Source organism: Nocardia pneumoniae NBRC 100136 (assembly GCF_000308755.1).
GTDB classification, from domain to species: domain Bacteria; phylum Actinomycetota; class Actinomycetes; order Mycobacteriales; family Mycobacteriaceae; genus Nocardia; species Nocardia pneumoniae.
This window is the reverse complement of the sequence record NZ_BAGF01000041.1, coordinates 133005-159061: the sequence shown is the minus strand read 5'-3', so window position 1 is coordinate 159061 and position 26057 is coordinate 133005. Positions and strand designations below refer to the sequence as shown.

The window sequence follows — 26057 nt, the reverse complement described above, 5'->3', positions numbered from 1 at the left end:
ATGCTGCCAGCACCGAACGAATCGAATGCGGGATCCGGCGCCGGTGAGCAGCACGGACGCTCGCATGAGACTTTTCCGGATCACGCACGCACAGTCCGCACGCACGCCGGGGAATCCATCGAGGACACCCGCAACTGGCCGGGCATCATCCTCGTCGGCATCGGCGTGGTGTCCCTCGCGCTCACGCTCACGGCCGCCGGATACGGGTTCGCGGGCTGGGCGGTGGTCGCCGGTGTCGTCAGCGCCGTCTGCATCATCGCCGGTGTTTTCGTGATCGTCGCCGAGCATCGCCGAATCAAAGTGCGCGAAGGCAGGCGGCTGAGGGACGCGGCCGGTCACTGAGGAGTAGACAATGACAGACCATCGCAACCGGGCGTGGATGCGCCTGGCCTTGCTCACCTGTGCTTGCGCGGTCGGTTCGGCGCTCGCGGGGTGTTCGGACAACGGCGACAGCGCGCCCGTTCCGGCGACGCCCAGCGCCGGGACCGTCTCGATCACCATGCCGGGCCCGCCGGAGACGCAGGTGCCGAATCCCGACCAGGTCACGCCGGAGGCGGCGAAGCAATTGTGCGACATGATGCGTGCCGACCTGGACAACTGGCGTGATCAGGGGTCGGTGATCGCCAAGGTGAGCTTCAACGGCACCGTGCACAACTGGGCGGTCCGCAACGGAGGCCTCAACGATTTGGTCGTCACCGACCGCGACGTCGTCGACACCGCCACCACGCAGAACTGCCCCGACGTGCGGCAGCAGGCGCTGGAGGCGCTGGGCGAGCCGGATCTGGCCTCGGCTTTGGCGGGGTTCGGGCGATGAGCGCCGCGATCCGGCCCGGTCGTCTGGGCATAGCCGTTCTGGCCGCGCTGGCAGTGTGCGCGGCAGGCTGCGGGGACGAGCCGAAGAAGGTGGTGAACAAGGGCGGCGACACTCCGTGCAACGAATTCGTCGCCCAGGATGCCGAGAAGCAGCGCATCACCACGGAGAAGTTCCTCGAGCAAGAGCGCGAGGGTGACGGGACGCCGGACGCCAGGACCGTCGATGCGGCGATCACCGCCATCGAATTGATGTGCGCGGCACAGGCCAATCCCGATACCCCGATCCGTAAGGCGGATCTCACCGGCATTCTCGTGCCGAAATAGCGCGTCGAGCCGCCCGTCCCCGGAGTGGAAACGGCAGGTTTCGAACCGTGCGAACCGGGCATATCCCGAATACCGCTCCCGCCGTGGGTTACCCAGGCGCCAACCCGGTGGGAGTACTGCCGGAATCCGATGCGCATGCCCCCGACAACGGCGTCGACGGGCACATCGGCCGGCGCCTTCGAGACGCGTTTTCCCGAGGTCCGAGCAGGACTTCCGGCGAGCGGCTCGAAGCTGGTGGCACACCCGCCCCGGTTCGCCAACGACGTCGTCCCGGCGGTGGGTCTCCCCTTTCGATTCCTGTGGAGGCATCCGTGACTGTCACGCTCGCGCTCTGCGCACATGGGCTGCGCGAGCTGCTGACGGCGGTTCCCGCCCTGCGCGCATTGCACGACACCCGGCCGCGACACCAGCTGGTTCTCGCGACGCCGGGCTGGCTGCGCCCCGTCGTCGAACTGGCCGACTGCGTCGACGAACTGCACGCGACTCCGCTGTCGGCCGCGCTGCGCTGGAACGCGCCCCCGCCTGACTTCGCGGTCGATCTGCACGGTACAGGCGCCGACAGCATCGGTGCGCTGCTCGCGACCGGCCCAGCGCACATGATCGCCCACCGCCACAAGGACTTTCCCCGAGTGCCCGGCCCGGCGTGGCAGCCGGACCTGCCCGAGCCCGCGCGGTGGTGCCGACTGCTGGAGTACGCGGGCATTCCGGCCGATCCCACTCGCCTGGATATCGCGCCGCCGCCGGAGACCATCGGCGAGCGGGAATCGATCGTCGTGCACCCGGGTGGTGCGCCCGCGCGGCGCTGGCCCGCGGAGCGGTTCGCGGCCGTGGCGGCCGACCTCCGCGACTGGGGCCACCCGGTGCGGATCGTCGGCAGCGCCGCGGATCGCCCGCTCGCGTGCAGTGTCGCTCACCAGGCCGGATTGCCCGAAACCAGTGTGCTGGCGGGCGAACTCACGCTGCGCCAGCTCGCCGCGACGGTGGCCGGCGCGGCGCTCGTGGTGAGCGGCGACACGGGTGTCGGGCACCTGGCCACCGCGTTCGGCACCCCGTCGGTGCTGATCTTCGGCCCCGAATCGCCTGGAACCTGGGGACCACCGCAGGAACGGGAGGCGCATACCGTCCTGTGGGCCGGCCGCGTCGACGATCCGCTGGCCGACGCACCCGCGCCGGGACTGGCGCTGATCAGCGTCGCCGAAGTGGTCGCCGCCGCGGATCGGCAGCTCACCAGCCGGGCGCCGGTGTGACGGGCGCGCCCGGGCGTTTCGGCCCATCGAGACCGGCTATTTCGGGGTTATGACCTCCCTCTGGTTGCACGGCGCACAGATCCCGGCACGCTTGCGGTTGACGCCGGGCTCGCGCTTCGACACGGTCGTCATCGGCGGCGGGCTCACCGGCCTGGTGACGGCGCTGCTGCTGGCCGAGAACGGCATCGAGGTGGCCGTGGTCGAAGGCAGACGCGTCGGCGCTGGAACGACCGGTTCCACCACCGGGAAGATCAGCCTGTTGCAGGGAACCCGCGCTCAGCAGATCGCCGCGCACCACTCCGATCACACGCTGCGCGCCTACGTCGAGGCCAATCGCGCGGGACAGGAATGGTTGTTGCAGTTCTGCGCCGCGCATAGCGTTCCGGCCGAGCGGGTGGCCGCGCTGACCTACGCGCAGAACGAGGAGGAAATGTCCGCGGTGCGAGCCGAATACGCCGCGACGCAGAAAGCGGGCCTGGCCACCGAACTGCTCGACGAAGTCGATGTTCCGTTCCCGGCGCACGGCGCCGTCCGCCTCGCCGATCAGGCACAGCTCGATCCGATGGCGCTGCTCGCGGCGCTGGCGGCGGATGTCGAGTCGCACGGCGCACCGATCTATGAGTCCACCCTGGTGCGTGGCGTGCACCACGGCGAGCGGGGCGATCTGGTGGTGTCGACCGAACACGGCGACCTCGCCGCCCGCACGGTGGTGTTGGCTACCGGGACACCGATTCTGGATCGCGGCGGATTCTTCGCCCGCCTCACCCCGCAGCGGTCCTACCTGGCCGCGTTCGCCGTGGACGAGCCCGTTCCGCAGGACATGTACATCAGCGCGGGCAGCCCGACGCGGTCCCTGCGTCGCGCGCCGGGGCCGGACGGCGAGCTGCTGCTCGTCGGCGGCAACGGCCACGTCGTCGGCCGCGGCGGGTCGACCAAGCGGAAGGCCGACGACCTGGTGAGCTGGGCGCGGACCTGGTTCCCCACCGCGACACCGGTACACCAGTGGTCGGCTCAGGATTACGCGCCGGTCGACGAGCTGCCCTACGTGGGGCCCGTGCTCCCTGGCCAGAACGACATCCAGCTCGCCACCGGATACGCCAAGTGGGGACTGACCAACGGCGTCGCCGCGGCGATCGCGCTGGCCGGACAGCGCGTCGGCGATCCGCCGGACTGGGCGGGCGCGCTGGCCAGCTGGCGCCCGAGTGAACTCAGGGCGCTCCCTACCGCGACGAAGCTGAATGCCGCGGTGGCCCAGTATCTTTCCGCTGGTTGGCTGCGCGCCGTCACCCGGCACGACGGCGCCGCCCCGGCCGAAGGGTGCGGCGCGGTGCTGCGCGAGGGCCTGCACCCGACCGCGGTGTGCACGGTGGACGGCACCACGACGCGGGTCTCCGCGATATGCCCGCATCTCTACGGCATCGTGAGCTGGAACGACGCCGAACGCACCTGGGACTGCCCGCTGCACGGCTCGCGGTTCGCGCCCGACGGCACCTTGCTCGAGGGTCCGGCGACCAGGTCGTTGACTCCCCTGCACGTGCCGCGCGGCACCTCCTGACCGGCCCCGACCGTGTCAGTCGCCCAACGGGCGAGCATCGGCGAGGATCTTGTCGACGGTCTGCTCGACCGTCAGGTCCGATGTGTCCAACCAGAGGCCGATCCGCGGTGTGCTTTCCCGCAACACGGTGTCCAGACCCGTGACGGTGAACTCGTCGTAGGCGTCCTTGCCACGCTCGGCCTCGCGGGCGGCGACCACCTCGGGGCGTGGCGCCAGCACGACGACATACAGCGGACGCGTGATGATCAGATCCGCCATCCAGGCCAGGAATTCGCCGAGCACCACGTCTTGCACGACAACCGTGAACCCCGCGTCGGCGTACGCGTCGGCCGTGCCCGCCGCCAGGCTGTAGCGCAATCGGAGCTGGGCGAGTGCCTCCGGCGAGGGATCGGGGCTCATCTCCGCCCGCCCGTTCACGACGAATCGCCGGAAGGTGTCGCCGCGCACATGCGCCGACCGCGGGAGCCGTTGCGCGAGCGCCTGCGCGACGGTGGACTTGCCCGCGGCCTGGATGCCGGTGATCAGATAGACGGCGGACGCCATGGTGATCATGATCGCGCACCACGGCGTCGCCGTCGAACGGTTTTCAGCGGGCGGGCGCGCTGGTCCTCTGCTCGACGTAGCGGGTCATCGCCCAGTTCAGCCCGCGCATCGCGAGGGTGTAGGCGGGCGGGAAGTACCGCTGGGCCCAAAAGCCGACGCGGATGTCGGGCGAGGTGAAGACGAGGTACCGATTCCGCTCGACGCCGCGCACGATCGACCGGGCCGCCGCCTCCGGCGTCACCGCGTGCCGCATGAACAGCGACACCCCGCGCTGCACCGCCTCGGCCGTCCGGTCGACGCCCGCGATGTCGACGCTGTCGACCATCGGTGTGGCCATGGCGCCCGGGCACACCAGGCTTACGCCGATGCCGTGCCGGGCCAGGTCGAAACGCAACACTTCGGACACCCCGCGCAAGCCGAACTTGCCCGCGCTGTAGGGCGCGTGCCATGGCAGCCCGAACAATCCCGCGGCCGACGACACGTTCACCAGATGCCCGCCGCGCCCTGCGGCGATCATCGGCGGGACGAACGCTTCGATCACGTGGATCGGACCCATCAGGTCGATGTCGATGGTGCGCCGCCACTGCGCGTGCGTCAGCCGGTCCACGGTGCCCCAGGTGGCGATCCCGGCCACGTTCATGACGATGTCGACACTGCCGACCGCGGCGTGCGCCTCCGCGGCCAGCGCGACGACCTGGTCGTAATCACTCACGTCGGCGGGCGTGGCCACGTGCACGGTCGCGCCCGCCGCACGCGCGTCGGCGGCGGTCTGCGCGAGTCCGTCGGCGGCGATGTCGGTGAGGACCAGCGCGGCGCCTTTGGCCGCGGCCGCCAGTGCCGTACTCCGCCCGAGGCCGCTGGCCGCGCCGGTGATCAAACAGGTCTTACCGCCGAACTTCGTCATAGTCGACGACCATACGCAACCATGAACATCACTGTCTATGGAACTGCGGAACGGTGTTTCGCGACCTTCCGGCGCCGGTCACCGGTCGTCATCCCGGCGGCCCCGCCAGGGCACCGGAACCAGCGCGACGGTGATGTTGTCGCCGCCACCGCACCCCAGTGCGAACTCGGCCAGCCCGTTGGCCGCTACCGCGGGAGCGGCCCCAGCCACCTTGTCGGCGAGGGCGGACGCGGCGGGCAGATAGTTCCACAACCCATCCGAGCACAGCAGCAGCATGCCGGGACCCGTGGCACGCACCGTCCGCACACAATTGTCGGCCCAGGGTTCCGGCGGACTGTCCGCACCCAGCCAGCGAATCAGCGTGTGGGCCCGCGGGTCGGCCATCGCCGCCTGCTCGTCCAGCGCACCGGCGTCGACCAAGGCTTGCGCCCAGGAGTCGTCGACGGTCAACCGCCGGGCCTGCGCAGCCGCTTCCGGAAGCCAATATGCCCTGCTGTCACCGACGTTGGCGACGGTGATCTCGGTATCGGCCTCGTCATGTACCACGATGGCGGACACGTAGGTGCACGAGGGAGCCGGACCATCGGGGACGTCGACGTCGCGGACGGCCTGCGCGGCAGCGGCGAGACCGAGCATGATGGCGTCGCTCGCGGGCTGCCCGGCGGCGAGCGCGGCGGCGGTGGCGCCGACGCCGGCGCGTACCGCCGCACCGGAGGCCACCTGCGGTCGCGCCGAGGTCGAGACCCCATCGCTGACCGCGATCACGACGGCCGGGGACGACCCGGTGATCGCACTGTCGAGCACTCCCGCGGCGACGGCATCCTCGTTGCGCCCATGGACGATTCCGCGATCGGTGAGCAACGCCACCGCGCCGAGATCGGCGGCTGAGCGATCCGGCACCGGCCGGGGCCGCCCGCAGTGCGCGCATCGTCCGTCGGCGTCGAATCGCGTTCCACCGCACTGCGCGCACGGGGTCGGATCGTGGCCGGGCAGCGCGACGTAGCGGTAGCCGAGTTCGCGGTCGCAGGAGGAGCAGCGGCGGCTGTCCAGGCCGACAGCCGCACATCCCGCGCAGCGTAGGTCGCTGCCGCCGTCGCTCATGCCTTCGCCTCGCTGGCGCTCGACTTCGGCACGAGCGACCGCTCGGCTGTGTTCATCGTTCGCTCGCTGCGCTCGCTCATGCCTTCGCCTCGCTGGCGCTCGGCCCGGGCGACGCCGTGATCCGGCCCTCCACGTTGTCCGCGAGTCGTTGGCCCAACCGTAACCACAGTGGCTCGTTGTCGGTGCGAACGTCCACACCATCCTCCTTCGTCTCCCCGCCCGGCCAACTCCGATCGCGATAGTACGGGAGCGTTCGCGGCGCCAGATCCCAGTGCTGGATGGACCGGGCGCACGGCCTGGATCGCGGTAGCCGATGGTCTGCCCGCGGCGGCGGCGCTCGGCGCGGCGTCATGCGCGCCGCCGGGACGCACGCGTCGCTCAGATCGACTCAGGACGCCCGGCAGGGCTCGAGACCGCGGGCGCGGAAGGTCTGCGGCGGACAGCCCTGCCAGCGGCGAAAGGCCCGGATGAAGGAGGCCGCTTCGGCGTAGCCGAGGCGGGCGGCCACCTGTTCGGTGGTCATGTCGGTGTGCGTGAGCAACACTTCCGACATCGTCTGCCGCACTTCGTCGAGCAGGGCGCGAAACGACGTTCCCTCTTCGTGCAGGCGCCGCGACAGCGTGCGCGAACTCATGTACAGGCCGAGCGCGACCGTGGCCTGATCGGGGATCTCACCCGGGTTGCGCACCAGCAGATCGCGCACCGAGGCGGCGACGCCGGTGCGGGTGCGGCGCCGGTCGAGCAGATCGCGGCACAGTTGCCCGCAGCTGTCGCGTGCGGCGTCGTTCGCCGGTGGCAGCGGCTGATCCAGCAGGCCGCGGTCGAACACCACCCCGCTCACCGTCGCGCCGAAAACCGGTATCACGCCGAAGACCTCGCGATAGCGCTTGATGTTGCGCGGCGCGGCGTGCCGGAAACTCACCCGCCGGACGGGGACGCCGACGGAGTACAGCTCGCGATCGAATGCGGGCAGCCCCGCCAGCGTCATTTCGGCGAAGAACGCCCGCATGCCCGGCGGAATCTCGGCATCCTGGAACAGCAGTCGCGCTTCGCCGCCGGATTCCTCGAAAGTCAGCCGGCCCAGCGGCACGGTGCGGCCGGCGCTGCGCTGCGCCACCTCGATCAGCTCGCGCAGCGTCCGGCTGCCGAGCAGGGCGAGGCCCCACGGTCCCCGCAAGCGGAAGTGCTGACGAGCCGCCGCCACGAGACCCAGTCCGGGTTCATCGCCGAACCGGCCGAGCACCGTGCGGACCACGCGCAATTCGTCGTGCGTGCTGATCTCGGCGGAGGGATCGAGCAGCGCCGCGGGCGACACCGCCGTTCCGGCCAGGCACTCGGCGGGCGCCATTCCGCGCTCTCCGGCGATCCGCACGAGAGTGCGCACGCCCGCGGTGCTGCGGAGGGAATCCCGATCGACCATGGCTCGCGTCCTCGATGAAGCGGTACTGCGCGGTACCGGCGCAATGTATCAATCGGATGTGCCGCGCACCGCGGGATCGCCGAAATGGGTTCCGGACATGGGGCGGGCAGGCCCTGGTGCACAGTGCTTTTCGTCATTCGTGGTTCGTCTGCCGCACGTTCCGGCCACGGCCGATCACGCTCGGTTGCGGCGGGATCCCACGCCGGGGACGCATCAGTCCCGCACGGTGAGCCCCAGGAAACTCGCGAAGACGGGCGCGAGGTCCATTAACTGCGCATGGGTGATCGTCGCACCGCGCAGGCTGTCGAGCCCGTCGCTGATGTCGAGCGCGGTCGCACCACGCAGGTCCACCTTCGCCAACCCGGCATTGCGCAGCGACAGCCGGGCCAGGGTCGAGCCCGGGACCGTGAGGTCGGTCAGCGCGGCCTCGGCGAAGTCGCAGTCGCGCAGGACACAGTCGACGAACGACACTTCGCGCAACTGGGCGCCGCGGAAGCTGACCGAGTCGAATTTGCAGCCCTCGAATCGCACCCGCCGCAAGTTCGCACCCGCCATGTCGACACCGGACATCGCGCCCGACACCACCTCGCCGTCCAGCCAGACCGTGTCGGCCAGCTCGGTGCCCACCCACCGGACATGGCGCAGCCACACGTCGCTGAACCGGGTGAAGCGCAGGCTTCCCCTGGTGATGGCGACCGAGGTGAACACCGACTCGCTGAATCGAGCGTGCCGTACATCGAGGTCGTCCAGTTCGCCGCCGTCCACCCGGACGCAGTCGTAATCGCCTTCCGCCTCGAGATCGCCTTCCGGAGCGGTGAGGTACCGCGCGTAAGGCAGGTCGTCGAGCTCGCGCGCCATGCGCTCCTCCATTCGTCACGAAGATCGGTCGGCACCGAGTATTCCGGTGCGCAATGACAAGTTCGCCGCCGATCAGACGGCGACCGCGCTCAGGTACGCGGCCGAGTGAGCCGATTGCCGGGTCGTGGCCGCTTCGGAACCCGTACGCTGCCCGCACGAGCGCCAATCAATCGCGAATGGGGGATACCAGATGATCGTGAACTCGTGGACGGGTGTCGAGGTCCGAGCACTGCGCCGTACTCAGCGTGAGTTGGCCGAAATGACCGGGTTTTCGGAGGCTGTCGTCCGGAAGTGGGAGCGCCGCGGCGCGACCATCAGCTTGGCTGGCGAATACGCTGCTGGGATGGACACGCTGCTTCGGCGTCTCGACGATGAGCAGGCGGCCCGTTTCCGTGCGGCGCTTGGCGTAGGTCCGTCTGTTGCTGTCGGTGTCGACCGCTCAGCTGCAGCAGTTGAAGCTCGGGTCTCGGATCTGCGTCGAGCACTCGACGCTCACGACGTGCCAGATGACGGCCCGATACGGCCGGTCGATCTTCTGCGCGACGCCGTCGCCGCCGCTGTGCATGACCGTCTGAACTCCAACTACCTACGTCTCGTCTGCGAACTTCCCGGGCTGCTCGCGGAACTCCATCGCCCTCGGCTTTTCCATCGGGGGTACAGAAGTCGATCGCCTTCTGGTGCAAGCCTATCGCGCAGCTGATGCCATCGCCGACAAGTACGGATACCACGACTTGTCCGCGCGAATCATCACGATGATGCAAGCCACGGCGGCCAGGACGGGCGACGAATTGCTCGGCGCCACGACAACATATGTGCGGACCGAGAGCTTCTTTGCCAGTGGCGAACTCGCTACCGGTCGCAAGTTGTTGGAGCGGACAGCAGACGCCATCGACCCTTTCCGATCTATTTCGGCAGCAGCTACGTACGAATCACTGCATATGCGCGCTGCTGTGGTTGCCGCGAAGGAATATCGGCCCGATGCAGCTCGAGCACATTTTGATGAGGCAGCGAAGATCGCGGTTGGCGTGCCCGAAAGCCTCTACTTCGGCACCGCGTTCGGGCCAGCGTCCGTGCGTATACATCAAGTATCACTGGGGGTGGAGATGGGCGACGCCGGTGCTGCACTCGCGGCGGCGAGTGACTGGGCGCCGCCCGGTCAGGTACCGGCAGAACGCCGATCTCACTTCTATATCGACGTGGCCCGTGCGCACATGCTGGCAAGGCAGCACGACAACGTGCGCGCCGCCCTCCATGAAGCTCAGTCGATTGCACCCCAGCACACAGGTAGTCATCCACTGGTCAAGGAGATGCTGACCCTTCTCTAGCCTGCTTCCAAGACCTCGACCAGATCGTTCAGGGAATCGACCACCCAATCCGCGATTCCATGCCGACTCACCTCGTCGGCCCACAGGTAGCCCCAGGGCCCTCGGCGGATAAGGGCACATTTCAAACCGGCTGCGCGAGCCGCGACTATGTCGTTGTCCCGATGATCGCCGACGTACACGATTTCATTGCGTACGCCAGGCGCGAATTCTGCTACGTGATCAAAGAAAGCGCGATCGGGCTTTACGACACCCCATTCCGCTGATGTGGCAATGTCATCGCATGGGAGGTGCAGCGCTCGCAGCAATGACGCTGCGCGCACTGTTTGATTCCCTGCAATGCCAATCCACACTCCGCGTTCTCGCAGGGCAGACAGCGCGGGGCGCACGTCCGGATACAGATCTTGTTCCTGAATATTCTCGCCGCACCCAGCGTCTTCTCGCAGCTGCCGCTCACGCTCCAGGTCGAATCCTGGTCGGAAGTACTGAAAGGTTTCAGCGTTGTTGCGGCCCGCAGCCGTGACCGCGCCGAGTACCGCCGAGAAGGTGTGCCGCGGTACGCCGATCCAGTCCGCCCACGCTCCGAATTCCCGTGTGTCGTCCAGCAGCGTTTCACCAACGTCGAAAACCACGGACCTGATCAAGCAGATCTCTCCCACCTACGATCGACAGCGCCACGAGCGAACGCAAGTCTACGGACTCGGCTCGAGCGCTGCGCGAACCTCGCAGCAGGGCTCTGTCGTCCTTTCTCGCGATCAGCGCAGGGTGCGGATCCAGCGGCGGGTGTCGGCGGGGTCGATGACGTCGTCGACTTCGAGCACGGTGGCGGCGGTGAGGGCCTTTCCGTTGGCGTAGGCGAGCTGGACCAGGTTGTCGAACGCCTCCTGACGTTTCTCCGGATCGTCGATGGCGGCCAGCTCCTTGGCGAACCCCAGACGCACCGCGCCCTCCAGACCCATGCCGCCGATCTCCCCGGTCGGCCAGGCGATGACGAACCGCGGCGCACGGAACGAGCCCGCGGCCATGGCTTGGGCGCCGAGACCATAGCCCTTGCGTACGATGACGGTCCCCAGCGGCACCGAGAGCGCGGCGGAGTCGATGAACAGGCGACTGAACTTCGTGACCGTGCCCTCCTTCTCCGCGTCCGGTCCGACCATGAAACCCGGTGTGTCGCAGAGCGAGACGATGGGCAGGTCGTGAGCGTCGCACAGGCGCAGGAACATGCTGAGCTTTTCGGCGGCGGGTGCGTCGATGGCGCCGCCGTGGTGGTGGCAGTTGTTTGCGACCAGGCCGAACGGCCGCCCTTCGACCCGGATCAACGCGGTGACGATCCCCACCGCCCAGTCACGGCGCAACTCCAGCACCGACCCGACATCCGCGATGGCCTCGATCGCTGCGCGAATGTCGAACGCGCGCAAGCGGTTCTCGGGGACCACATGCCGCGCCAGGCGCGGGTCCGGCGCGGCCCAGTCCTCGATCGCTCCTTGGAAGTAGGCGAGGTAGCGGCGGGCGATGGCGACCGCTTCGGCCTCGTCGGCCGCGACCACGTGCACGACGCCGTTGCGGCGCTGCACCTCGATGGGCCCGATGTCCTCCGGGGCGTACACGCCCAGACCGCCGCCCTCGATCATGGCGGGACCACCCATCCCGATATTCGCGTCCGGGGTGGCGATCACGACGTCGCACATGCCGAGCAAGGCGGCATTGCCCGCGAAGCACCGTCCGGACACGATGCCGATCAACGGAACCCGGCCCGACAGCGCACCCATCGCACGGAACGTGGTGACATCCAGCCCGGAGATACCGGGGTAGTCGGTGTCGCCGGGTCTTCCGCCACCGCCCTCGGTGAAGAAGACCACCGGAAGGCGCTGCTCGTGAGCCAGTTCCAGCATGCGGTCGGTCTTGGCGTGGTTGCGCATTCCCTGCGTGCCCGCCAGCACCGTGTAGTCGTAGGACAGCACGACCGCGCGCGACCGGTCGGGACCGAACAGTTCGGCGTTGACGGTGGCGACGCCCGCGACCAGCCCGTCGGCGGGGGTGTTCGCGATCAGGTCCTCCTGGCTGCGCCGCAGCCGTTGCGCGGCGACCGCGAGCGCGCCGTACTCGACGAAGCTGTCCGCGTCGACCAGGTCGGCGATGTTCTCGCGCGCGGTCCGCCGCCCGAGCCGATGGCGTTTCGCGACCGCCTCGGGCCGGGCTTCGTCCAGGCCGACGCGGTGGCGGGCGCGGACCTCGGCGAGATCGGCGCGCACGGAATCCAGGTCGACCACGGCGAGGTCGGCATCCTCGCCGTCGTGCTCGGCGGCGACGAAGGTCAGCAATGGCGCGTGCGGGTCGACGACCTCTCCCGGCGCCACGACGTGACGGCGCACGCACAAAGCTTCTTCCGCGCGCACGACGTGCTGCATCTTCATGGCCTCCAGCACCGCGACTTCGCCACCGGCGGGCACGACGGAGCCGGGCTCGGCAAGAGTCACCACCGTGCCGCCCATCGGCGACAGCACCGCCTGCTCGTCGTCGGCAAGAGTCACCTGCCGCGCCGCGACATTCGCGACGGGCGTGGACGACGGCACCGCGGTCGCGAAATCGTCAGCGCGCCGGACCAGCTCGTCGACGTGCCGCTCGAACCACGCGGTCGGCACCACGCGGCCCTCGGACAGTTCCGTCAGCACCGCGCGCAGCAGGGCGACGTTGGTGTCGACGCCGGTCACGACGGTCTCGGCCAACGCGTCGGCACAGCGGCGCAACGCGGCGGGGTAGGACGGACCGGACGCGATGACCTTCGCCAGCAGCGAGTCGAAGAGCGCACCCTGGCGCATCCCGGCGAACGCGGCCGTGTCGACGCGTACGCCACTGCCGGTCGGGGCGGCGAAATGGGTCAGCGTGCCGGTGCCGGGCAGCACGTCACGACCGGCCGTGACGGTCTCGGCGTTCACTCGCGCCTGCACCGCGTAGCCGCGGGCCGCGCCGGACTCCGGTAGCCGCAGATCGGTCAGCGTCCGGCCGCGCGCGAGATCGCACTGCACCGCGACCAGATCGATGCCGGTGACCACTTCGGTCACGGTGTGTTCGACCTGCAGTCGGGGATTGACCTCGAGGAACCACGCGTCGTCGCCACGCACGAGGAACTCGACGGTGAGCACGCCGCGACACCCGACGGCTTCGGCGATCCGAACGGCCCACCGATGCAATCGGTCTCGCAGCGGCGCGGCGAGCTCGGGAGCGGGCGCCACCTCGAGCATCTTCTGCTGCCGACGCTGCACGCTGCAATCGCGGTCCCCCACCGCGACTGCTCCGCGGCCGTCCGCGACGATCTGCACCTCGATGTGGCGCGCGTCGGCGACCAGTGCCTCGGCGTAGACCGCGTCGTCGCCGAATCCGGTCAGCGCCTCGGCCCGGCACTGGTCGAAGGCTTGTGGGAGCGACGCCGCGTCCCGCACCACGCGCATCCCGCGCCCGCCGCCACCCGCGGCGGCCTTCACCATCACGCCTGCGGGGTGTGCGGTGAGCAGCGCCTCGATCTCCGCGATGTCCGCGCCGCGACGGGTCGCGGGGATGACCGGGACACCCGCGCTCTCGGCCGCGGCTCGGGCGGCGGTCTTGTCGCCGAAAACGCGCAGCGCCTCTGGTGCCGGGCCCACGAACACAAGGTCGGCCGCGGCGCATGCGCTCGCGAATTCCGCGCTCTCGCTGAGAAATCCGTAGCCCGGGTGGACGAGCGCGCCCGGTCCAGCCTTCCTCGCCGCCGCGACGACCGCGGCAACGTCCAGATAGGCGGCGGCTCCGGAACCCGGCAACGCCACGGCGTCGTCGGCCAGGCGGACGTGCAGCGCGTCCTGTTCCTCGGCGGTGTGCACCGCCATGGTTCGCCAGCCACGCTCCCGGGCGGTGCGCAAGATCCGGACCGCCACTTCTCCCCTGTTCACCACGACCACGTGCATGCGGCCAGTCTGATTGACGTTGACGTCAACGTCAATATCGGCGACGATAGTCCCCGTGACCCAGTCCACCTGGTCGGTGCGCGCCGCCCGGGAGCGTTCGCATACCTCCCGGCATCGCGACCTGCTCGACGCCGCGGCGCGGGTATTCGCAGAACGCGGCTACGACAACACCACCGTCGCCGCGATCACCGCGGAGGCAGGCGTCTCCCGCGCGACGATGTATGTCTATTTCGCCTCCAAGGAGGAGATCTTCCTCGCGCTGGCCGCGCGCGTCCGTGACGATTTCCTCGCCGCCCAAGAGCCGGGCATCGAGGACGACGACCCCCGGGCGGTGTTGCGCGCCACCATCGCCTCCTTCGCTGCCGCGGTCGCCACAGCGGGACCGCTGCTACGCCTGATCGACGAGCGCGGCGCGGTGGACCCCAAGGTCGCGGCGCTGGCCGAGGAGATCACCGAACGCCCGATCCGCCGCTTCACCCGTTACCTGCAACGCCAGCTGGAGGCAGGCCGCATCGCCCCGGTCGCGGACCTCCGCGTGATCGCCGAGACCGTCGGCTACGCACTCCTCTCCGGCATCCTTGCCCGGCGCACCGCCGACGAACACAGCCGCACCGAATACCGCGACGCCATCGGAACTGTCGCGGAAACCCTGCTGGGTTTGTAGCCCACGACTCGCGCGGCGTCCCGGATCCGCAGCGGCGCGCAAGCCAAAGAGTGCGCTGCCAGACGCGAATTCCCCGCATACGGTGCGGAACGCACTGCCCGAGCAGGCCGCGGGATCATGGGTGCGCACTGCCCGCGAACCGGTCTATGCGAGCGGTGCGGCGGGCACCTCGTCGGGCCCGCCGCACCGCTGAGACGCCGAACCGCGCTCAGGCGCTCCGCGAACCCTCCAGCGGAGGCGCGGTGGTCGGCGACTTCTCGGCTTTGGTGAAGGTCAGCACCCCGTCCTCGAGCGCCCCCTTGCGCAGCAGCTTGCGGTCGCGGAAGTAGTTGTTGATCACCTGCCACGGGCCGTTGGTGCCCTGCCGCGGCATCACCGCGTCGCCGCGTTTGATGTAGCCGGAGGTCAGCGCCCCGCCCATGACCGAATCCGTTCCGCGGTCGCTGTCGCGGGCGATCGCCTCGACCCGGGTGAAGCCGTTGGCTTTCATGTGATTGAGCACGCGGCAGAAGTACTGGGCCGCGAGGTCGGCTTTGAGTGTCCAGGACGCGTTGGTGTAGCCGAGCACCATCATCGCGTTCGGCACACCGTCGAGCAGCGCGCCCTTGTAGACCACCCGGTCGCGGGTGACCACCGGCTCGCCGTCGATCTCCAGGCTCATGCCGCCGAGCATCTGCACGCTCAGGCCGGTGGCGCTGATCACCAGGTCCGCGGGCAGTTCCGCGCCGGACGCCAAGCGGATGCCGGTCTCGGTGAACGTTTCGATGCGGTCGGTGACGATGGACGCCTTGCCGCTGCGCAGCACCTTGAACAGGTCACCGTTGGGCACCACGCACAGGCGCTGGTCCCAGGGGTTGTAGGCCGGGGTGAAATGGCGCATGTCGACGTCCGCGCCCACCTGCATGCGCACGGCGCCGAGCAGCAGCTTCTTGGCCGCCTCCGGATTGGTGCGGGAGAGCTGGAAGCTGGCGCGCTGCAACGCGATATTGCGGGCGCGTCCCATCCGGTAGACGATCTTCGCGGGCACCTTGGCCAGTTTCATACCGACCGCGACGGGATCGTCGGCGGGCAGCGCGGCGATGTAGGTCGGCGAGCGTTGCAGCATGGTGACGTGCGCCGCCGCCTCGCTCATCGCGGGGATCAGCGTGATTGCGGTGGCGCCCGAGCCGATCACCACCACCCGCTTGCCCGTGTAGTCCAGATCCTCCGGCCAGTGCTGCGGATGCACGATCCGCCCGCCGAAGTTCTCCTCGCCCGGGAAGCTCGGGCGGTAGCCGTTGTCGTAGTCGTAGTAGCCGGTGCAGCCGACGAGGAAGTTGCTGGTGTAGCTCTCGGTCTCGCCGGTCCGCTCGTCGAGCGCCTCGACCGTCCAAGTGGATGTGGTACTGGACCAACGGGCCGTGGTCACCTTGCGGCCGAACCGGATGTGCTCGGTGACGCCGTACTCGGCGGCGGTCTCCTCGATGTACTGACGGATATTCGGCCCGTCGGCGAGCACCTTCGTGCCGTGCCAGGGGCGGAAGCCGTAGCCGAAGGTGTACATGTCCGAATCGGAGCGAATGCCGGGATACCGGAACAGGTCCCAGGTGCCGCCGATGGCGGTCCTGCGCTCCAGGATGGCGTAACTGCGCCCGGTCTTCTCCATGGTGAGATGACAGGCCATGCCGATTCCGGACAGCCCAGCGCCGATGATCAATACGTCGACATGCCGCGTCATTGAGGTACTCGTTTCGTCCGATCAGCCCGCGCACCGTTGAGCACGCGCGTGCTGAGCCAAGGTTACGTGTTATTCGGGGTTACGTCTAGTCGCGAATACTGACACGGACGAACACCGAATAAAAACCGCCCTGGTCGCAAACCGTGACCCGCGGTCGGCGAGCGCCCAGCATGGATGACTGCGGCGCGCCGACAAGGTCGCCCGGCCTCCGGAAGGGAGTTGGCTCAGCATGAGTCTGTCGTTCCACTGGTTCCTCCCCACCTACGGGGACTCTCGCGGACTGGTCGCGGGCGGGCACGGCACCTTCATGTCCGGCGACCGTCCGGCTACGCTGCGCTATCTGAACCAGATCGGCGCGGCGGCCGAGGACAACGGCTTCGAGGCCGTGCTCACCCCGACCGGCGCGTGGTGCGAGGACGCGTGGCTCACCACCGCGATGATGGTGGAGACCACCGAGACACTGAAGTTCCTGGTGGCCTTCCGCCCCGGATTGGTCAGCCCCACCCTCGCCGCGCAGATGGCGACCACCTTCCAGCGGCACTCCCAGGGCAGGCTGCTGCTGAACGTGGTGACCGGAGGCGAGCCGCACGAGCAGCGCGCCTACGGCGACTTCCTGGACAAGACCCAGCGCTACGCGCGCACCGGGGAATTCCTGCACGTCGTGCGGCAACTGTGGAACTCCACCGAGCCGGTGACCTTCGAGGGCGAACACATCCGGGTCCACGAGGCACTGTTGAGCAACCGTCCCGATCCGGTGCCGCCGGTCTTCTTCGGCGGATCGTCGCAACCGGCTGGACCGGTCGCCGCCCGCTACGCCGACACCTACCTGACCTGGGGCGAACCACTGCCCGCGGTGAGCGGGAAGCTGGACTGGATCCGCCGCCTGGCCGCGGACCATGGACGCGTCCTCGACTACGGCCTGCGCATTCACGTGATCAGCAGGGACACCTCCGAGCAGGCGTGGGCCGAGGCCGATCGCCTGCTGACCGGTATCGATCCGGCGGATATCCAGCGGGTGCAGGCCAGCTTGGCGCGCAGCGAATCCGAGGGCCAGCGGCGGATGTCGGAGTTGCACGGCGGCAGCACCGAGCGGCTGGAGATCGCCCCCAACCTATGGGCGGGTGTCGGGCTGGTCCGCGGCGGAGCCGGTACCGCGCTGGTCGGCTCGCACGGCGAGGTCGCCGAGCGGCTGGCCGAATACGCGCGGCTCGGTATCGAGCACTTCATCCTGTCCGGCTATCCGCATCTGGAAGAGGCGTACTGGTTCGGGGAGGGCGTGCTGCCGATCCTGGAGCGCAAGGGACTGTGGCGGCACCCGAACCAGGGGCCCCGCGTCGCCGCCGCCACTCCGTTCGCCGCCGCGTCCAGCAGTTGACCGAGTGTGCGCTCGGTGCGTGTCCGCATCGCCCGCAACACCCCAGTTATCAGTGCGCCGCTCCCCACGGCGAGAATGGTCTACCGTTCGGCTGACCAGCCGCGACCGATCGTTCTCGTAAGGGAGTCATGACCAGCGCACCAGCCCGGCGATGGCGCCGCCGCCTGCCCGACACGACTACCGCGGCAGGCGCGCCCACGCTCGCGCGCAGGCTCGGACGACTGGATCTCACCGCCATGGGCGTCGGCACCATCGTGGGCGCGGGAATCTTCGTCATCACCGGCGTCGCCGCCGCGGAGAAGGCCGGGCCCGCCATCATGCTGTCGTTCGCGCTGGCGGGGACGGTCTGCGTGCTGGTGGCGCTGTGCTACAGCGAGCTGGCGGCCATGGTGCCGATCTCCGGCAGCGCCTACACCTACACCTATGCCACGCTCGGCGAAGGACCGGCGTTCCTGGTCGGCTGGAATTTGCTGCTCGAGTTCGTCATCGCGGGCGCCGCGGTCGCGATCGGCTGGTCCGCGACCACCGTATCGGCACTGGATTCGCTGTTCGGCGTTTCCATTCCGCACGCCCTCACCGCAGGGCCCGCCGACGGTGGCGTGGTGAACCTGCCCGCCCTGCTGATCATCGCCGTCGTGGTCGCGGTGCTGGTCGGCGAGGTCACGTTCACCGCGCGCATCACCAAGGCGCTGGTGGGCGTGACCATCGGCGTGCTCGTGCTGGTGGTCGCCGTCGGCGCCCCACACGTGGACGTAAGCAACTGGACGCCGTTCGCGCCGTTCGGAATCGGCGGCGTGATCGGCGGCGCGGCGATCGCGTTCTTCGCCTTCCTCGGCTTCGACGTCGTCGCCGCCTCGGCCGAGGAGGCGCGCAACCCGCGCCGTGACGTGCCGTTCGCGATCATCGGCACGGTGCTCATCGCCACCCTGCTCTACGCGCTGGTCAGCGCGGTGCTCACCGGCATGGCGCCGTTCGCCACGCTGAACAACAGCGCCCCGATCGCGACCGCGTTCGAGGCCGTGCGCATCGGATGGATCGGCGACGTCATCGTGATCGCCTCGATCATCGCGCTCACCAAGGGCCTGCTGTTGATCGTGTACGCGCAGGTGCGGCTGATGTTCGCGATGTGCCGTGACCGGCTGCTCCCCTACGGGCTCGCGGCAACCGGAAAGCGCGCCACCCCCGTGCGGCTGACGCTGCTGCTCGGCGCGGTCGGTGCCGCCATCGCCGGTCTGCTGCCGATCGACATCGTGGTCGAACTGGTGAACATCGGCGCACTGTCGGCGTTCGCGGTGGTGTGCGTCGGGGTGCTGGTGCTGCGCCGCGTGGAACCGGAGCGCGAACGCCCGTTCCGCACCCCGCTCGTCCCGCTGGTGCCGATCCTCGCGCTGATCGGTTGCGTCCTGCTCGCGACCACCCTGGAAAGACTGACCTGGGTGCGGTTCGGCGTGTGGGTGCTGGTCGGCATCGCGGTCTACCTCGGGTACGGGCGCAAGCGCTCCACGCTCGCAGGGGCCTAGCTTTCGCCGACCAGGCGCTCGCTGTGTTTATCGCGGAATGAGCCGCGGCGCATTCAGTGATCTGCGTCACATGCTGTCAGGATGTTCGTCGATGCGGTGTCTTGTGCTCGAGCCCCTCGGAGCGAAGGAGACACCATGAGCAAGAACACCGATGTGGTCGTGATCGGCGGCGGATATGCCGGAGTGATGGCGGCCAATCGTTTGACGCAGCGCGACGACGTGACAGTCACCGTGATCAATCCGCGCCCGGTCTTCGTCCCGCGGCTGCGTCTGCACCAGCTGGTGGGCGGGACCCACGATGCGGTCGTCGACTACACCGACGTCCTGGCCGAGGGCATCCGGCTGGTCGTCGACAACGCGACACGGATCGACGCGGCCGGGCGCAGTGTGACGCTGGCCGAGGGCGGCAAGATCGGCTACGACTACCTGGTCTACGCGGTAGGCAGCGATAGCTCCGGCTCAGTGCCGGGCGCGGCCGAGTTCGCCTACCCGGTCGCGACCCTGGAGGCGGCGCAGCGGCTGCGGTCGGTGCTCTACGACACGCCCGTGACGGCCCAGGTAACGGTCGTCGGGGGCGGCCCGACCGGTATAGAGACCGCCGCGGAGCTGTCTGAGCAGGGTCGCACCGTCACCTTGGTCTGTGGAGGTGTCCTCGGTCCGTACCTGCACCCCCGGGCTCGACGCACCGCCCGCAAGTACCTCGCCAAGCTCGGGGTCAGCGTCCTCGAAGGCCCCGATGCGTCGGTCACCGCGGTGACACGGGAGGCCGTGGAACTCGGTGACGGCCGCACGCTGGCCAGTCAGGTCACCATCTGGACCGCGGGCTTCGGTGTGCCCGATCTGGCCGCCCGCAGCGGGTTGCGCACCGATGCCGCCGGGCGCCTGCTCACGGACGAAACACTGACCAGTGTCGACGACGAGCGCATCGTCGCGGCGGGCGACTCGTCGGCGCCGTCGGACCTGCCGTTCCGGATGAGCGCCTACGCGGCGGGATGCCTGGGCGCGCACGCCGCGGACACGCTGCTGCACCAGATCGCGGGTGAGCAGCCGACGCCGATCGACCTGTCGTTCCCCGCCATGTGCCTGAGCTTCGGCCGCCACACCGGGATCTTCCAGCTCGGCCACAAGGACGACACCGCGATGCCGCTCTATTTCAGCGGTCTCGTGGGCAAGAAGCTCAAGGAATTCGCCTGCGCGGCCAGCGTCGACCACCTGGTGACCGAAGCGCGCAAGCCCGGCTCGCATCACTGGCCCAAGGACGGCAAGCACCGACCGGCGCTGTTGGCGGCGCAGCGCGACCACGCGGCGGCACCGGTCGCCTGAGGCGCCGACACCGCCGTCGTCGCGCCCGGCTGCGGTGAGCGGCGGCACCCGCGCTCGGGATGCCGCCGCACCCGCGTCATCAGCGACCCGACGCCGGATACGACGACCGACCGGAGAGGACTCCATGGACACAACACCCGAAGCCGGTGGGCAGCGGCGGGCCGACAGCCAGGCAGCGGACCGGGACAGCGGCGACCACGCCACCCTCGAGGCGACCGAAACGTTCCTCGCACACCGCAAGCTCCTGTTCACCGTCGCCTACGAGATGCTCGGATCGGTGGCCGACGCCGACGACATCCTGCAGGAAACCTGGTTGCGCTGGATCACGGTGGACGCGGTCGATGTCAATGACCCCCGCGCCTATCTGGTTCGTATCACCACCCGCCAGGCGCTCAACCGGCTGCGGTCGATGAAACGCCGCCGAGAGTCATACGTCGGCTCCTGGCTGCCGGAGCCACTGCTCACCACGCCGGATGTGGCCGCCGACGTGGAACTCGCCGAAAGCGTGTCGATGGCCCTGATGCTCGTGCTCGAGACGCTGACCCCGATCGAACGGGCGGTGTTCGTGCTGCGCGAAGCATTCGGGATCGGCTACGACGAGATCGCGACCGCGGTCGACAAGACCCCCGCCGCCGTGCATCAGATCGCCCACCGCGCCCGCCGCCACGTCGAAGCCCGCCGTCCGCGCCGCTCGGTCACCGCGCGCCAGGCCGAGGCGGCTGTCGCGGCCTTCCAGCGCGCGCTCGAGACGCGGGATCTGCGGGGACTGCTCGGCGTGCTCGCGCCCGATGTCGTGGCGATCAGCGACGGAGGCGGTATCAAGCAGGCCACACCGCGGCCGGTCATCGGCGCAGGCAAGGTGGCTCGCTTCATCGTCGGCGGCCTCACCAAGCACGACGTCGCGCTCACCGTCGAGCCGACCACGATCAACGGCAGTCTCGCACTGGCTCTGCACGTCGACGGGGAGCTCGACGGCGTCATGGCGATGCACATCGAGGACACCCACATCACCGGCATCTACTACGTCCGCAACCCGCAGAAACTCACCCGCATCGAATCCGAGACCCCACTCACCCTGCGATGAACACCGGTTACGGCCCCACTGTTCGAGGAGTAGACATGACCACGCGGGCACCGCTCGCCACCGATTCGCTTCCGTCCCGATGGCCGACGGTGGCCGGAGCAGTCGTCCTGCTCACGGCGATCACCAGCGTGCTGCTCACCGCCTTCGCCTGGCCGTCGGTCCGGTCGTCGGTGCACGATGTGCCGATCGCCGTCGCCGGGCCGGCCACCGCGGTCGCCCAGATCCGGACCGCACTCGATCAACGTCTGCCGGGCGGCTTCGAGATCACCGAAGTCGCCGACACCGCGGCCGCGGAACAACTCATCCGCGACCGGCAAGTGTACGGGGCGATCGACCTCGGCTCCGGCACCCCGCAAGTCATCGTCGCCTCCGCCGCCAGCACCGCGGTCGCCCAGACCCTGCAGACCATGGCGACCGGCCTCGGCCAGGCAGGGAAGCCCGGTGCGCAGGCCACCGTCCGCGACCTCGCCGCCCTGCCCGCCGACGACCCGCGCGGCGCCGGATTGAGCGCGGGCGCCCTGCCTCTGGTCATGGGCGGTCTGCTGGCCGCAGTGCTGTTGACCCGCCTCGTTCGCGGCACCGTCCGCCGGGTCACCGGGGCACTCGCCTTCGCGGCAACCGGCGGCCTTGCCGTGACAGCGATCCTGCAGTTCTGGCTCGGCTCACTGAGCGGGTCCTACGCGGCCAATACCGGCGCCGTCGCGCTGACCATCGCGGCCACCTCCTTGACCGTCCTCGGGCTGGAATCCCTGCTCGGATACGCCGGAATCGGCATCGGCGCCATCGCCATGATGCTCATCGGCAATCCGCTCTCGGGCACGGCGACCGCCCCCGAGATGCTGCCCGGCTGGTCCGGCACGCTCGGCCAGCTACTGCCACCCGGGGCCGGTGGCCGGTTGCTGCGCTGCACCGCCTTCTTCGACGGCCGCGGCGCCACCCACGCCGTCACCGTCCTGGTCGCCTGGGTCGCGCTGGGTGCAGTGCTGTGCCTGGTCGGCGGCCTGCGCGCACGACGGTCAGCCGCCGCGGCCGGACTTCGGACGATCCGCACGTCACCGGCCGACACGTCAGCACCTCTCAGTAGCTGATCCAGGGAGCCGGATCATGCCGTCAACTGCTCGTAGGTGCGGCGGATACCCTCGGCCACCGTGGTCCTAGCGGTCCATCCGAGTTCGGTTGCCGCCCGGCTGGAATCGAGTGCGCCGTGCTTCCATTCGCCGTCGCGTTCGGACGCGAAGGGTGACGCCTTCGGGAACGCGGGACTTGTCGCCGCTGGAAAGGTTGTCGATGACGCTGACCGTGTGGCCTGACGAGGTCGCGGAGTTGCTCACTGCCACGCAGGTCGGCCGCCGTCGCACCGATGGCGGGTTGCAGGCCCGGGCGGCGGCCAAGCTGGCCGAGATCGACGCCGAGCTCGCCGAGCTGACCTCGGTGCGCGACACCCTGCGCGCTGCGCTCGCGGCAGGATGTGACGACCTGATTGGCTTGCAGCGAAAGCCCTTGCTGCCCAGTACCATTCAACACCGCCGGTGTAGGAGGCGATTGTGGCCGCTGAGGACACCGTGGCACGGCGCTGGTGGGCGGTGATCGGGTTGGGCACGCTTCTCTGTGTCGGGTGCTGTTCGGTTCCGCTCCTGGTCGCCGCCGGTGGCCTCGGAGGTGGGCTCGCCCCGGTGAGCCTGTCGTGGCTGGAACCGCTGGGCATCGCCACTGGCCGCCGTCGCGGAAATCGGCGGCGCCTGGCTGGTGTGGCAAGGCGTCCGTGAACACCGCGGCTTGGCCTGGGTCGGCGCCGGTGTCGTCGCCCTCGGCCTCTACGGATTCGTCGCCACCCTCCAACCCGACGCCCACTTCGGGCGCATCCTCGCCGCCTACGGCGGCGTCTTCGTCGCAGGCTCGCTGGCCTGGGCATGACTGTGGACGGGTTCCGGCCCGACCGCTGGGATGTCACCGGCGCGCTGGTCTGCCTGCTCGGCGTCGCCGTCATCATGTACGCACCACGCCATGCCTGACCTCGGCTGCCTTTACCAGGATTTCGTGGCCGAGCGTGCCGTCAATGCTGATATCGAGTGTGTTGGCCGGGCGCTGGCGGGCGATCGTCATGCCAGAGGCGCGGACGCGGCCTCGACGGGCAGCTCGGCCAGCCGCCATTCGAGCATGCCGTCGTGCAGGCGGATCGCGCGGCGGCCGTGGTCGCGCAACAGTCGCACCGCGTCGTAGGCCAGCACACAGTATTCGCCGCGGCAATACACCACGATCTCGGTGTCGCCGGGCAGTTCGCCGATCCGCTCGGCCAGCTGCTCGACCGGGATGCTCAACGCGCCGGGGATGTGTCCGGCCTCGTATTCCGGCATCGGCCGCACATCCAGCACGAGCACCTCTCCGGTCGCGGCGCGTGCGAGCAGCTCCGCGCGGGTCAGCTCCTGGCCGCCGTCGGGGCCGAGGTAGTTGTCGCGAGCGGGCGGCACGACGGCCTGGTGCGCTTCGGCGACCTTGCGCAGCAGCGCCAGCAACCGGGCGACGTCCTCCCCTGCCAGCCGGTAGTGGATGCGCACCCCGTCGCGCCGGGTGGCGACGAATCCGGCCTGCTTGAGCGTCTGCAGATGCGCCGACGCGGTCGTCAGGTTCAGCCCCGCCGCGGTGGCCAGCGCTTCCACGGTCCGCTCGCCCTGGGCCAGCAAGTCCAGCAGCTCCAGACGTTTACCGCTGGCCAACGCCTTTCCGCTAGCCGCGAATGCCTCGTACAGCGCCGCCTTCGCGGCGGTCTTGTCACCACCCATCACATACTCCAATCATCCTTGGAATACGGTAGCTCGATCATGACAGAGCGCAAAGCTACGCATTGCCAACCATGACCGAGATCAACTACCGCAAGGCTTGTCTTCCATGGAACCATGGAATAATCTCTCACATTATTCCATGGTTGATTGGAATAATGGCCCTGGCAGGGATCGGCGACACAGGAGTAGCGATGCCAACCGATTTCACGCTCGTTCCCGTCATCGACGAGGGGCTGGGCAACTCGACGTATCTGCTGGATCTCGGCGATGGCCGGGCGCTGGTGCTCGACCCCGAACGCGACCTGCGGCAGGTGCGCGCCGAAGCGCAGCGCCGCGGCCTGCAGATCGCCTATGCGGTGGAGACCCACCTGCACGCCGATTTCATCTCCGGGGTGCGGGAACTGGCAGAGACCGAAGGCGCGACGGTAATCGCCCCCGAAGTCGGCCCGCGCGGCTTCGCCGCCACCGCGATGGGAGACGGCGACACCATTGCGATCGGCTCGTTCACTCTGCAAGCGTGGGCAACGCCCGGGCATTCCCCGGAACATCTGTCGTATCTGCTGCACGAGGATGAGAAGCTGCTGGGAGTGTTCACCGGCGGGTCGTTGATGGTCGGCACCGCCGGGCGCACCGATCTGGTCAGCCCCGACCAGACGATCCCGCTCGCCCGCGCCCAATATCACTCGCTGCAACGGCTCATGACCCTGCCCGACGCCACCCCCGTCTGGCCGACTCACGGCGCGGGCTCGTTCTGCTCGTCCTCGCTCGGAGGCGAGCGAGTGAGCACCATCGGCACCGAACGGGCGACCAACCCGCTGCTGCAGGTCGACGGCGAGTACGCCTTCGTCGAGGCCCTGCTCGCCTCGATGGGCAGCTTCCCCGACTACTTCCTGCGGCTGGGCGAAATCAACCACAAAGGCCCGGCCGTGCTCAGCTCCGCCCCGGCCCTGGACCCGCTGACCGCCACCGAGGTCGCCGGCCTGATCGCCGAGGGAGCTCAAATCGTCGACGTGCGCGCCCCAGCCGACTTCGCCGCCGGGCACATCCCCGGCGCACTGGCCATCACCCTGCGCCCCGTATTCGCCACCTGGCTGGGCTGGCTGACCGACCCGAACCGGCCGGTCGTCATCGTCCGCGACAGCGACCAAAACCCCGAGGACATCGCCTGGCAAGCCGCCAAGGTCGGATTCGACGCCCTCGCCGGCGAATTGCACGGCGGCATGAGTGCCTGGACCGGACCGGTGGACACCGATGCGGTGGCGCTGATCGACGCCGACCAGCTCAGCACCCAGGAGCCGCCGACGATCCTCGATATCCGCCAGCACGGCGAGTTCGCCGCCGGGCACGCCCCCGGCGCGCGCAACATCGAACTCGGCGCGCTCGCCGGAAAACTGGTCGATGTCCCGGCCGGGCCGGTGGTGGTCATGTGCGGCCACGGTGAGCGCGCCATGACCGCCGCCAGCATCCTCGAACGGAGCGGGCGCACCGACATTCAAGTGCTGGACGGCGGTCCCGGCGACTACGCCCGCGCCATCGCGCAGCAACTGCGAGTCCGTTCGTGAGCCT

The 26057-nt window shown here is 69.3% G+C and carries 24 protein-coding genes and 1 pseudogene; 16 read left to right on the top strand and 9 right to left on the bottom strand.

The annotated features are described in order from the left end of the window. The 5 genes from ON34_RS12910 (at position 1) to ON34_RS12890 (ending at position 3939) form a co-directional block, all read left to right on the top strand. Positions 1-342: a hypothetical protein gene (locus ON34_RS12910; RefSeq protein ID WP_040779079.1), complete on the top strand. Its 342-nt coding sequence runs from the start codon at positions 1-3 to the stop codon at positions 340-342. A gap of 10 nt (positions 343-352) precedes the next feature. After that, the gene (locus ON34_RS12905) at positions 353-814 is read left to right on the top strand and encodes a hypothetical protein (RefSeq protein ID WP_051022448.1); all 462 of its coding nucleotides are present in this window, start codon (positions 353-355) and stop codon (positions 812-814) included. After that, entirely contained in the window at positions 811-1137 is a 327-nt protein-coding gene (locus tag ON34_RS12900; protein WP_040778852.1) for a hypothetical protein, read from the top strand. The genes ON34_RS12905 and ON34_RS12900 overlap by 4 nt, the downstream gene beginning before the upstream one ends. 311 nt (positions 1138-1448) lie before the next feature. Beyond that, positions 1449-2384 carry a glycosyltransferase family 9 protein gene (locus tag ON34_RS12895; protein WP_085997064.1) on the top strand — a complete coding sequence of 312 codons (936 nt, stop codon included), beginning with the start codon at positions 1449-1451 and terminating at the stop codon, positions 2382-2384. Between the two features lie 49 nt (positions 2385-2433). Beyond that, complete coding sequence (locus tag ON34_RS12890; protein WP_040778850.1) at positions 2434-3939, top strand: FAD-dependent oxidoreductase; 1506 nt, start codon at positions 2434-2436, stop codon at positions 3937-3939. Positions 3940-3954: 15 nt separating this feature from the next. Here ON34_RS12890 and ON34_RS12885 read toward each other — a convergent pair whose 3' ends face one another. The 5 genes from ON34_RS12885 to ON34_RS12865 form a co-directional block, all read right to left on the bottom strand. Beyond that, positions 3955-4491, bottom strand: a complete 537-nt coding sequence (locus ON34_RS12885) for an AAA family ATPase (protein ID WP_040778848.1) — start codon at positions 4489-4491, stop codon at positions 3955-3957. A gap of 34 nt (positions 4492-4525) precedes the next feature. Beyond that, the gene (locus ON34_RS12880; protein WP_040778846.1) at positions 4526-5386 is read right to left on the bottom strand and encodes an SDR family oxidoreductase; all 861 of its coding nucleotides are present in this window, start codon (positions 5384-5386) and stop codon (positions 4526-4528) included. A 78-nt stretch (positions 5387-5464) separates the two neighbouring features. Continuing rightward, complete coding sequence (locus ON34_RS12875; protein ID WP_051022446.1) at positions 5465-6487, bottom strand: PP2C family protein-serine/threonine phosphatase; 1023 nt, start codon at positions 6485-6487, stop codon at positions 5465-5467. Positions 6488-6875: 388 nt separating this feature from the next. Then, the gene (locus tag ON34_RS12870; protein WP_040778844.1) at positions 6876-7907 is read right to left on the bottom strand and encodes an AraC family transcriptional regulator; all 1032 of its coding nucleotides are present in this window, start codon (positions 7905-7907) and stop codon (positions 6876-6878) included. 213 nt (positions 7908-8120) lie between these two features. Next, positions 8121-8765 (bottom strand): pentapeptide repeat-containing protein, encoded by a 645-nt coding sequence (locus ON34_RS12865; protein ID WP_083889378.1) that lies wholly within the window; start codon positions 8763-8765, stop codon positions 8121-8123. Between the two features lie 190 nt (positions 8766-8955). On the opposite strand from ON34_RS12865, the gene ON34_RS36010 reads away from it, so the two are divergent. Beyond that, the gene (locus ON34_RS36010; RefSeq protein ID WP_157172282.1) at positions 8956-9465 is read left to right on the top strand and encodes a helix-turn-helix domain-containing protein; all 510 of its coding nucleotides are present in this window, start codon (positions 8956-8958) and stop codon (positions 9463-9465) included. Beyond that, positions 9443-10090, top strand: a complete 648-nt coding sequence (locus ON34_RS33525; RefSeq protein WP_051022444.1) for a hypothetical protein — start codon at positions 9443-9445, stop codon at positions 10088-10090. The genes ON34_RS36010 and ON34_RS33525 overlap by 23 nt, the downstream gene beginning before the upstream one ends. Here the strand turns inward: ON34_RS33525 and ON34_RS12855 are convergent. After that, positions 10087-10719: an HAD family hydrolase gene (locus tag ON34_RS12855; RefSeq protein ID WP_245548008.1), complete on the bottom strand. Its 633-nt coding sequence runs from the start codon at positions 10717-10719 to the stop codon at positions 10087-10089. The genes ON34_RS33525 and ON34_RS12855 overlap by 4 nt on opposite strands. A gap of 123 nt (positions 10720-10842) precedes the next feature. After that, the gene (locus ON34_RS12850) at positions 10843-14028 is read right to left on the bottom strand and encodes an acetyl-CoA carboxylase family protein (RefSeq protein WP_040778840.1); all 3186 of its coding nucleotides are present in this window, start codon (positions 14026-14028) and stop codon (positions 10843-10845) included. A gap of 55 nt (positions 14029-14083) precedes the next feature. On the opposite strand from ON34_RS12850, the gene ON34_RS12845 reads away from it, so the two are divergent. Further along, positions 14084-14692, top strand: a complete 609-nt coding sequence (locus ON34_RS12845) for a TetR/AcrR family transcriptional regulator (RefSeq protein WP_051022442.1) — start codon at positions 14084-14086, stop codon at positions 14690-14692. Between the two features lie 208 nt (positions 14693-14900). Here ON34_RS12845 and ON34_RS12840 read toward each other — a convergent pair whose 3' ends face one another. Further along, positions 14901-16409 (bottom strand): flavin-containing monooxygenase, encoded by a 1509-nt coding sequence (locus tag ON34_RS12840; RefSeq protein ID WP_040778838.1) that lies wholly within the window; start codon positions 16407-16409, stop codon positions 14901-14903. A 229-nt stretch (positions 16410-16638) separates the two neighbouring features. On the opposite strand from ON34_RS12840, the gene ON34_RS12835 reads away from it, so the two are divergent. The 7 genes and pseudogenes from ON34_RS12835 to ON34_RS12805 all read left to right on the top strand — a co-directional run bounded on the left by ON34_RS12835 (position 16639) and on the right by ON34_RS12805 (position 23723). After that, entirely contained in the window at positions 16639-17784 is a 1146-nt protein-coding gene (locus ON34_RS12835; RefSeq protein WP_040778836.1) for an LLM class flavin-dependent oxidoreductase, read from the top strand. A 128-nt stretch (positions 17785-17912) separates the two neighbouring features. Then, the gene (locus tag ON34_RS12830; protein ID WP_040778834.1) at positions 17913-19304 is read left to right on the top strand and encodes an amino acid permease; all 1392 of its coding nucleotides are present in this window, start codon (positions 17913-17915) and stop codon (positions 19302-19304) included. Between the two features lie 135 nt (positions 19305-19439). Next, positions 19440-20627 (top strand): NAD(P)/FAD-dependent oxidoreductase, encoded by a 1188-nt coding sequence (locus ON34_RS12825; RefSeq protein WP_040778832.1) that lies wholly within the window; start codon positions 19440-19442, stop codon positions 20625-20627. A 124-nt stretch (positions 20628-20751) separates the two neighbouring features. Next, positions 20752-21711, top strand: coding sequence for an RNA polymerase sigma-70 factor (locus ON34_RS12820; RefSeq protein WP_040778830.1), 960 nt, complete (start codon positions 20752-20754; stop codon positions 21709-21711). A 35-nt stretch (positions 21712-21746) separates the two neighbouring features. Beyond that, the gene (locus ON34_RS12815; protein WP_040778828.1) at positions 21747-22799 is read left to right on the top strand and encodes a hypothetical protein; all 1053 of its coding nucleotides are present in this window, start codon (positions 21747-21749) and stop codon (positions 22797-22799) included. Between the two features lie 199 nt (positions 22800-22998). Continuing rightward, positions 22999-23298, top strand: a complete 300-nt coding sequence (locus ON34_RS12810) for a MerR family DNA-binding protein (protein ID WP_245548007.1) — start codon at positions 22999-23001, stop codon at positions 23296-23298. Between the two features lie 123 nt (positions 23299-23421). After that, a pseudogene (locus ON34_RS12805) lies at positions 23422-23723 on the top strand (YnfA family protein). A gap of 87 nt (positions 23724-23810) precedes the next feature. Here ON34_RS12805 and ON34_RS12800 read toward each other — a convergent pair. After that, positions 23811-24491 carry an ArsR/SmtB family transcription factor gene (locus tag ON34_RS12800; RefSeq protein ID WP_040778826.1) on the bottom strand — a complete coding sequence of 227 codons (681 nt, stop codon included), beginning with the start codon at positions 24489-24491 and terminating at the stop codon, positions 23811-23813. 191 nt (positions 24492-24682) lie between these two features. Here ON34_RS12800 and ON34_RS12795 point away from each other — a divergent pair, with 191 nt between their 5' ends. After that, positions 24683-26053 carry an MBL fold metallo-hydrolase gene (locus tag ON34_RS12795; protein WP_040778824.1) on the top strand — a complete coding sequence of 457 codons (1371 nt, stop codon included), beginning with the start codon at positions 24683-24685 and terminating at the stop codon, positions 26051-26053. Positions 26054-26057: the final 4 nt, after the last annotated feature.